Below are 8,110 nucleotides of genomic sequence, written 5' to 3' on the forward strand. Positions count from 1 at the left end.
TCATTGCATGAAATTCTGCATGCTGCGAATAAATAAACACAAAAGCCGGGTGCTGCTTGCAGCGGACGGCGAAAAGGGCGTACAATAGCAAAAAGCGGAGCAATATTCGTAAACGGGAGGAATGAAGATGGAACCCAAGGATATGGGAGCAATGGATTCGACCTGGCTGCAGGCCATCCATCCCCGGGGCAGTGCCGCAGGCGAGGGCTGCGTAAAGGGGGCGTTTCAGTACAATGGAGGCCACGGGCTGACCACTTTTTTTGTGTATGTGGAGCTGGCCGAACCTCTTCGCCAGCAGCTGGCCGGCCAGGGGTTGGATCCGGTGGATACGGTGGCCTTCTGCCAACAGGCCGAGGGCGGCTGGGTGGCTGCCTTCAGCGACGAAGCCATGACAAAACGGCTGGATTTTTCTCTGGAAGAGGGCCAGATGCAGGCGCTGCTGGAGAAAAACGGCCTGCATCTTGTGCATGTATAATTATTCCAAATGATGGAAAATCCCATGGAAAAAGCAGGGAAAAGCGGCCGTTAAAATTTTGCTAAAAACTGAAAAAAGCCGTTGACAAACGGCAAAAAAACAGGTTATACTTTTCCCGTCATGCGATATGAGTTTTCATACAGAGTATCCATGCAAATATTTCTTCTGACCACCCAATCGTGGGTTAAAGGCCATACGGACAGCCGGGTCAACTGCCGATGGGCGGTGCGATACCGCCATTATTGATTGAGTTAAAAGCTCAATTTTATAAGTTGGTTACTTTACAACCAGTGCGTATTCTGCGTACATCAACTTGTAAAACGGTCAATAAGAGTAGTAAAAGTAAGTATTTGCTATATAGACTCTGTGTGAAAGCAAGCCGGGCTGTGCCCTGAGCGGCGCTGTTTTGCCGTACCTCACTGTATCCATCCGGAACTGTGTGCCGGTCTTTTTTCAGGGGGTTCCGCGCTTAATCACCAAAATAGGATTCGTTTACAGGCAATGTGTATGCAAAAGTACACATTGCCTGTTTTTTTGTTGCCGCCGGGCCAAAAAAGGGCGATGTCAATTTCAGGAGGAGACCGATGGGAGAAAAGCTGAAACTTTATGGGTTCAACAACCTGACCAAAGCGCTGAGCTTCAACATCTACGACGTGTGCTATGCAAAAACCGCCCGGGAACAGAAGGATTACATTGCCTACATCGATGAGCAGTATAACTCCGAGCGGCTTACCAACATCCTCACCACTCTCACCGACATGATCGGCGCCAAGGTGCTGAACATCGCCCGGCAGGACTACGACCCCCAGGGCGCGTCGGTGACCATCCTCATTGCCGAGGGCAGCATGTTGCCGGCAGGCGAGACCCAGCTGGCCCATCTGGATAAAAGCCATGTGACGGTGCACACCTACCCGGAGTACCATCCGGAGACCTGCCTGGCCACCTTCCGGGTGGACATCGACGTGGCCACCTGCGGCGAGATTACCCCGCTGTCCACGCTGGATTACCTGATCCGCTCCTTCGATTCGGACATCATCACCATGGACTACCGGGTGCGCGGTTTTACCCGGGACATGAACGGCCGCAAGCTGTTTCTGGATCACAAGGTCAACAGCATTCAGGACTACATCGAGCCCGAGCTGCTGCGCCGGTACGACGCGGTGGACATCAACGTTTACGACGCGAACATCTTCCACACCAAGATGATGCTCAAGGAAGTGGATCTGCAGAACTATCTGTTCAAAACCGATGTGTATGAGCTCCCGCCCAAAACCCGGCTGGAGATCATGAACAACCTGCGCCGCGAGATGATCGAGATCTTCAGCGGGCGCAATATCTACTGAGAAACAAAGAGGCAGGGGGAGAGAGAATGGAACATCTGGATCAGCAAAGGGCTCCCATCTACGAGGCACTGGAACGCTTCGGCAAGATGCGGGTGGTGCCCTTTGACGTGCCCGGGCACAAGCGCGGGCGAGGAAACCCGGAGCTGGTGGATCTGCTGGGCCAGCAGTGTGTGAGCATGGACGTGAACTCCATGAAGCCGCTGGACAATCTGTGCCACCCGATCTCGGTAATCCGGGACGCGGAGATTCTGGCCGCGCAGGCCTTTGGGGCGGCTCACGCCTTTCTGATGGTGGGCGGCACCACCAGCGCGGTGCAGAGCATGATTCTGTCGGTGGCAAAGCGGGGCGAAAAGATCATCCTGCCCCGCAACGTGCACCGCAGCGTGATGGGCGCCATGGTGCTGTGCGGCGCCATTCCGGTGTATGTGAACCCGGAATGCGACCACCGACTGGGTATCCCGCTGGGCATGAGTGTTTTCGCGGTGGAAAAGGCCATCCGGGAAAATCCGGACGCCAAGGCCGTGCTGGTGAACAACCCCACCTACTACGGCATCTGTTCCGATCTGCGCAGCATCGTGAAGCTGGCGCATGACAACGGTATGCTCTGCCTGGCCGACGAGGCCCACGGCACCCACTTCTATTTTGGCGAAAACCTGCCGGTTTCCGCCATGGCGGCGGGGGCGGATATGGCCGCCGTTTCCATGCACAAATCCGGCGGCAGCCTGACCCAGAGCTCGCTGCTGCTCACCGGCCCGGCCATGCCGGAGGGCCATGTGCGCCAGATCATCAACCTGACCCAGACCACCAGCGGCTCCTATCTGCTGCTGTCCAGCCTGGACATCTCCCGGCGGAATCTGGCGCTGCGGGGAAAACAGGAATTCCAGCGGGTGAGCGAGCTGGCGGAATACGCCCGCAGGGAGATCAACGCCATCGGCGGTTACTACGCCTTCTCCAAGGAGCTGTGCAACGGCGACAGCATCTTTGATTTTGATACCACCAAGCTGTCGGTGAACACGCTGGATGTGGGTCTGGCCGGCATCGAGGTCTATGACCTGCTACGGGACGAATACGACATCCAGATCGAATTCGGCGATCTGGGCAACATTCTGGCCTATCTGTCCATCGGTGACCGCCCCCGTGAGGTGGAGCGGCTGGTGAGCGCGCTGGCCGAGGTGCGCCGCCGGTTCGGCGGCAGCAAGGCGGGCCTGATGCAGCAGGAATACATCGACCCCATTGTGGCCGCTTCCCCGCAGGAAGCCTTCTATGCGGAGAAGGAGTCGCTGCCCATTGAGGACACCGCGGGCCGCATCTGCAGCGAATTCGTGATGTGCTATCCTCCGGGAATTCCCATTCTGGCTCCCGGCGAGCGCATCACAAAGGAGATTCTGGACTACATTCAGTATGCGAAGGCCAAGGGCTGCTCCATGACCGGCCCTGAGGATGCGGACATCCTGCGCCTGAACGTGCTCAAATAAGAAGGAGGAAGCGATGGATTTTTGGTTTTCCGAAGCGCAGACCCCGAACGTGAAGCTGTCCATCAAGGTGGACAAGCAGCTGTTCAGCGGCAAGAGCGAGTTCCAGCGCATCGATGTGTTTGAAGCGCCGGAGTTCGGCCGCTTTCTGACGCTGGACGGTTATATGATGCTCACCGAAAAGGATGAGTTCATCTACCACGAGATGATCACCCATGTGCCCATGGCGGTGCATCCGAAAGTGCGGGACGTGCTGGTCATCGGCGCGGGCGACGGCGGCGTGATCCGCGAGCTGACCCGCTACCCGGAGATTGAGCACATCGACATGGTGGAGATCGACCCGCTGGTGGTGGAGGTGTGCAAGAAGTATCTGCCCCAGACCTCCTGCCGGCTGAACGATCCCCGCCTGACCATCCACTATGAGGACGGTGTGCGGTTCATCCGCTCCTGCAAGGATCAGTATGACCTGATCATTGTAGATTCCACCGACCCCTTCGGCCCCGGCGAGGGTCTGTTCACCCGGGAGTTTTACGGCAGCTGCTACAACGCCCTGCGGGAGGACGGCATCATGGTCAACCAGCATGAGAGCCCCTTCTACACCGAGGACGCGGTGGCCTGCCAGCGGGCCCACAAGCGGATTGTGGAGTCCTTCCCCATCAGCCGGGTATACCAGGCGCACATCCCCACCTATCCCTCCGGGCACTGGCTGTTCGGCTTTGCCTCCAAAAAGTATCACCCGCTGCGGGATCTGGACGAAACCCGCTGGAACATGCGCGGGCTGACCTGCCGCTATTACACCACCACACTGCACAAGGGCGCGTTTTACCTGCCCGCATACGTAGAGGAGCTTTTAAGAGATGTTGAGCAAGAATGTTGAGGTTTTCATGGGGTGCGACAAGGGCCCCCGTTTCGCGTCCACCATGCTGTTCGGCGCACCCTTTGATTCCACCACCTCCTACCGGCCGGGTACCCGGTTCGGAAGCGCGGCCATCCGCCACGAGTCCTATGGTATCGAAAGCTACAGCCCCTATCAGGACAAGGATCTGGAGGATGCCAATGTGATCGATCTGGGCGACCTGGAGCTGTGCTTCGGCGACGTGAACAAGGCGCTGGATCGCATCGAGGAGCGCACCCGCCACGTTCTGCACGCCAGCAAGCGGCCCTTCATGCTGGGCGGCGAGCATCTGGTAACGCTGGGCGCCTTCCGTGCGGTGGCCGATATGTACCCGGATGTGCACATCATCCACTTTGACGCCCATGCCGATTTGCGGGACGATTATCTGGGGGCCAAGCTCTCCCATGCCTGCGTGCTGCGCCGCTGCTGGGAGCTGGTGGGCGACGGCCGCATTCACCAGTTCGGCATCCGCTCCGGCGACCGGGAGGAGTTTGCCTGGGGCCGTACCCATGTGAGCACCCGTCGGTTTGATTTCGAGGGCCTGGAAGAGACCCTGAACCAGCTGGAGGGCAAACCGGTCTACTTCACTGTGGATCTGGATGTAATGGATCCCTCCATCTTCCCCGGCACCGGCACCCCCGAGCCCGGCGGCGTAACCTTTGACGCACTGCGTCAGGCCGTGACGCTGGTGTGCAGCCGGGCCAAGGTGGTGGGCTGCGACGTGAACGAGCTGAGCCCCCACTACGACCAGAGCGGCGTGTCCACCATCGTGGCCTGCAAGATCGTGCGGGAGATGCTGCTGGCTCTGCAGCCCTGAGTGGGAAAACGAAGCGCAAAACACTTTTGTATCAATCGAAAAATCAAACGAAGAAAGAGGATGAAATCATGAGCAAGGTATTGATCATCGGCTGCGGCGGCGTTGCCGGCGTTGCCATCCACAAGTGCTGCCAGAACAGCGAAGTATTCGCCGAGATCTGCATCGCCAGCCGCACCAAGTCCAAGTGCGACGACCTGAAGGCCAAGCTGGAGGGCACCACCTCCACCAAGATCACCACCGCTCAGGTGGACGCGGACGACGTGAACCAGCTGATCGCCCTGATCAAGGAGGTTCAGCCCGATCTGGTGATGAACATCGCCCTGCCTTATCAGGATCTGACCATCATGGATGCCTGCCTGGCCTGCGGCGTGAACTACATGGATACCGCCAACTACGAGCCCGAGAATCTGGACGATCCCGAGTGGAAGGCTGCCTACGAGAAGCGCTGCAAGGAAGAGGGCTTCTCCGCCTACTTCGACTACTCCTGGCAGTGGGCCTACAAGGAGAAGTTCGAGAAGGCCGGCCTCACCGCCCTGCTGGGCTCCGGCTTTGACCCGGGTGTGACCCAGGCCTACTGCGCATGGGCCCAGAAGCACCTGTTCGACACCATCGACACCATCGATATTCTGGACTGCAACGGCGGCGACCATGGCTATCCCTTCGCCACCAACTTCAACCCGGAGATCAATCTGCGCGAGGTGTCCGCCCCCGGCTCCTACTGGGAGAACGGCCACTGGGTGGAGATTCCCGCCATGAGCATCAAGCGGGAGTACAACTTTGATCAGGTGGGCCAGAAGGACATGTACCTGCTGCACCACGAGGAGATCGAGTCTCTGGCCAAGAATATCCCGAACGTGAAGCGCATCCGCTTCTTCATGACCTTCGGCCAGAGCTACCTGACCCACATGAAGTGTCTGGAGAACGTGGGCATGCTGTCCACCACGCCCATTGAGTTTGAGGGCCACGAGATCGTGCCCATTCAGTTCCTGAAGGCCCTGCTGCCCGATCCCGCCACCCTGGGCCCCCGCACCAAGGGCAAGACCAACATCGGCTGCATCTTCACCGGCAAGAAGGACGGTCAGGACAAGACTGCCTATATCTATAATGTGTGCGACCACGAGGAGTGCTACAAGGAGGTTGGCTCTCAGGCCATCTCCTACACCACCGGCGTGCCCGCCATGATCGGCGCCATGATGCTGCTCACCGGCAAGTGGAACAAGCCCGGCGTATACACCGTGGAGGAGTTCGATCCGGACCCGTACATGGACGCCCTGAACAAGTGGGGTCTGCCCTGGCAGGTCAACGATAACCCGGAGCTGGTGGACTGATGAGCAACGCCATTTCCACACCCTATTTTCTGGTGGATGAAACCCGCCTGGTGCAGAATCTGGAAATTCTGCGCCAGGTGGCCGACCAGGCGGGCTGCAAGATTCTGCTGGCCCAGAAGGCATTTTCCATGTTTTCCTGCTATCCGCTGCTGCGCCGCTATCTGGTGGGCAGCACCGCCAGCGGTCTGTACGAGGCCCGGCTGGGCAGGGAGCATTTCGGCGGCGAGACCCATGTGTTTTCTCCGGCCTACAAGCCGGAAGAATTTGAAGAGCTGCTGAGCTACGCCGACCATTTTGTGTTCAATTCGCCCCGCCAGCTGCAAAAGTTCGGCCCGGTGGCCAAGGCGGCGGGCAAGGCGGTGGGCCTGCGGGTGAACCCGGAGTGCTCCACTCAGGAGGGCCACGCCATCTATGACCCCTGCGCCCCCGGCTCCCGGTTGGGCACCACGCTGGCCAACTTCGACGAGAGCCTGCTGCCCCTGCTGGACGGCCTGCACTTCCACACCCTGTGCGAGCAGAACTCGGACGATCTGGAAACCACCGTGGCTGCCTTTGAGGAGAAGTTCGGTAAGTATCTGCACGGATTGAAATGGATCAATCTGGGCGGCGGCCACCACATCACCCGCAAGGACTACGACCGCCAGCGTCTGGTGCGCATTGTGAAGCACCTGAAGGAAACCTATCAGGTGGAGGTCTATCTGGAGCCGGGCGAAGCCGTGGTGCTGAACGCCGGTTTTCTGGTGACCAGTGTGCTGGAGACCCTGCACAACGGCATGGACATTGCCATTCTGGACACCTCCGCCGCCTGCCACATGCCGGACGTGCTGGAGATGCCCTACCGCCCGCCGCTGCAGAATTCCGGCGAGAGCGGGGAAAAGGCCTACACCTACCGGCTGGGCGGCCCCACCTGTCTGGCGGGGGACGTGATCGGGGATTACTCCTTCGACGCACCTCTGAACGAGGGCGACCGGCTGGTGTTTGAGGATATGGCCCTTTACACCATGGTCAAAACCAACACCTTCAACGGCATGCCCCTGCCTGCCATCGTCTGGCGGGACGCAAACGGGCAGGAGAAGCTGGTAAAAGCTTTTGGTTATGAGGACTTCAAAAACCGCCTTTCCTGAACCGGCTTTACACCGGGCCGCCGCGCGGGTATAATAGAAACCAGCAAAGCGAGGTGTTGCAAGCGTATGCTGCTGCGCAAAAAGCCGATGTTCGGGGCCAACATCCAGCCGGCCTGCACCTACTGTGAGTTCGGCCAGAAGGCGGCGGATCCCCGGATGATCCTGTGTGCCAAAAAGGGCGTGGTCTCGCCCTATTATCACTGCAAAAAATTCAGCTACGATCCCCTGCGGCGGGTGCCCCGCCGCCAGCCCAAGCTGCCGGAATTTTCGGCGGAGGATTTCAGTCTGGATTAAAAACAAAAAACGAACGCCCGCCCGGGCCCCTGATCATCAGGGAAGCCAGGGCGGGCGTTTTGTTAACTAGAAAACCACAAGCTATGCTTGTGGACGAGAAGAGCACGAGCGTTGAAACGGTAAAAAAGAACCTCCTTTTGCTACAATAGAAGCGGGTAACGCCAACCGCACAAAAGCAAAAGGAGGTTCATCCATATGGACGAAAAAAGTTTATCACATACGAGTTGGAATTGCAAATATCACATTGTGCTGGTGCCAAAGTATCGCAGAAAGATTAACTATTAAAAATCAACCCCGAAAATGAATGGTGGTGGTGAAAAAGGGATGGTTCAAAAAAGGTATAGCAAAGCTGAGGTCTTGTC

General features: G+C 58.2%; 8 protein-coding genes and 1 pseudogene. All 9 read left to right on the forward strand.

The window, feature by feature from the left end:
- Nucleotides 1-127 precede the first annotated feature (127 nt).
- Nucleotides 128-475: a hypothetical protein gene (locus EDD77_RS13490; RefSeq protein ID WP_132587416.1), complete on the forward strand. Its 348-nt coding sequence runs from the start codon at nt 128-130 to the stop codon at nt 473-475.
- 584 nt (nt 476-1,059) lie between these two features.
- Nucleotides 1,060-1,818 carry an adenosylmethionine decarboxylase gene (speD, locus tag EDD77_RS13495; RefSeq protein WP_058965222.1) on the forward strand — a complete coding sequence of 253 codons (759 nt, stop codon included), beginning with the start codon at nt 1,060-1,062 and terminating at the stop codon, nt 1,816-1,818.
- A gap of 26 nt (nt 1,819-1,844) precedes the next feature.
- A complete protein-coding gene (locus tag EDD77_RS13500; RefSeq protein WP_058965221.1) occupies nt 1,845-3,293 on the forward strand; it encodes an aminotransferase class I/II-fold pyridoxal phosphate-dependent enzyme in 1,449 nt (482 codons plus the stop codon).
- Nucleotides 3,294-3,306: 13 nt separating this feature from the next.
- The gene (gene speE, locus EDD77_RS13505) at nt 3,307-4,167 is read left to right on the forward strand and encodes a polyamine aminopropyltransferase (RefSeq protein ID WP_058965220.1); all 861 of its coding nucleotides are present in this window, start codon (nt 3,307-3,309) and stop codon (nt 4,165-4,167) included.
- Entirely contained in the window at nt 4,148-5,002 is an 855-nt protein-coding gene (speB, locus tag EDD77_RS13510) for an agmatinase (RefSeq protein WP_058965219.1), read from the forward strand. Before speE ends, speB begins: the two co-directional genes overlap by 20 nt.
- Nucleotides 5,003-5,070: 68 nt before the next feature.
- Nucleotides 5,071-6,330 (forward strand): saccharopine dehydrogenase family protein, encoded by a 1,260-nt coding sequence (locus tag EDD77_RS13515; RefSeq protein WP_058965218.1) that lies wholly within the window; start codon nt 5,071-5,073, stop codon nt 6,328-6,330.
- Complete coding sequence (gene nspC / locus EDD77_RS13520) at nt 6,330-7,454, forward strand: carboxynorspermidine decarboxylase (RefSeq protein ID WP_058965217.1); 1,125 nt, start codon at nt 6,330-6,332, stop codon at nt 7,452-7,454. Before EDD77_RS13515 ends, nspC begins: the two co-directional genes overlap by 1 nt.
- A 66-nt stretch (nt 7,455-7,520) precedes the next feature.
- The gene (locus EDD77_RS13525) at nt 7,521-7,748 is read left to right on the forward strand and encodes a hypothetical protein (RefSeq protein WP_058965216.1); all 228 of its coding nucleotides are present in this window, start codon (nt 7,521-7,523) and stop codon (nt 7,746-7,748) included.
- Between the two features lie 195 nt (nt 7,749-7,943).
- Nucleotides 7,944-8,030: pseudogene (locus EDD77_RS13530) on the forward strand (transposase); the annotation flags it as partial.
- Between the last annotated feature and the right edge of the window lie 80 nt (nt 8,031-8,110).

The sequence above is a fragment of the Allofournierella massiliensis genome, from assembly GCF_004345265.1.
Lineage (GTDB): Bacteria > Bacillota > Clostridia > Oscillospirales > Ruminococcaceae > Allofournierella > Allofournierella massiliensis.

Coding starts and splice junctions, on each gene's coding strand:
- speD (WP_058965222.1), top strand. CDS start 1,060: ATGGGAGAAAAGCTGAAACTTTATGGGTTCAACAACCTGACCAAAGCG.
- EDD77_RS13515 (WP_058965218.1), top strand. CDS start 5,071: ATGAGCAAGGTATTGATCATCGGCTGCGGCGGCGTTGCCGGCGTTGCC.
- nspC (WP_058965217.1), top strand. CDS start 6,330: ATGAGCAACGCCATTTCCACACCCTATTTTCTGGTGGATGAAACCCGC.
- speE (WP_058965220.1), top strand. CDS start 3,307: ATGGATTTTTGGTTTTCCGAAGCGCAGACCCCGAACGTGAAGCTGTCC.
- EDD77_RS13490 (WP_132587416.1), top strand. CDS start 128: ATGGAACCCAAGGATATGGGAGCAATGGATTCGACCTGGCTGCAGGCC.
- EDD77_RS13525 (WP_058965216.1), top strand. CDS start 7,521: ATGCTGCTGCGCAAAAAGCCGATGTTCGGGGCCAACATCCAGCCGGCC.
- speB (WP_058965219.1), top strand. CDS start 4,148: ATGTTGAGCAAGAATGTTGAGGTTTTCATGGGGTGCGACAAGGGCCCC.
- EDD77_RS13500 (WP_058965221.1), top strand. CDS start 1,845: ATGGAACATCTGGATCAGCAAAGGGCTCCCATCTACGAGGCACTGGAA.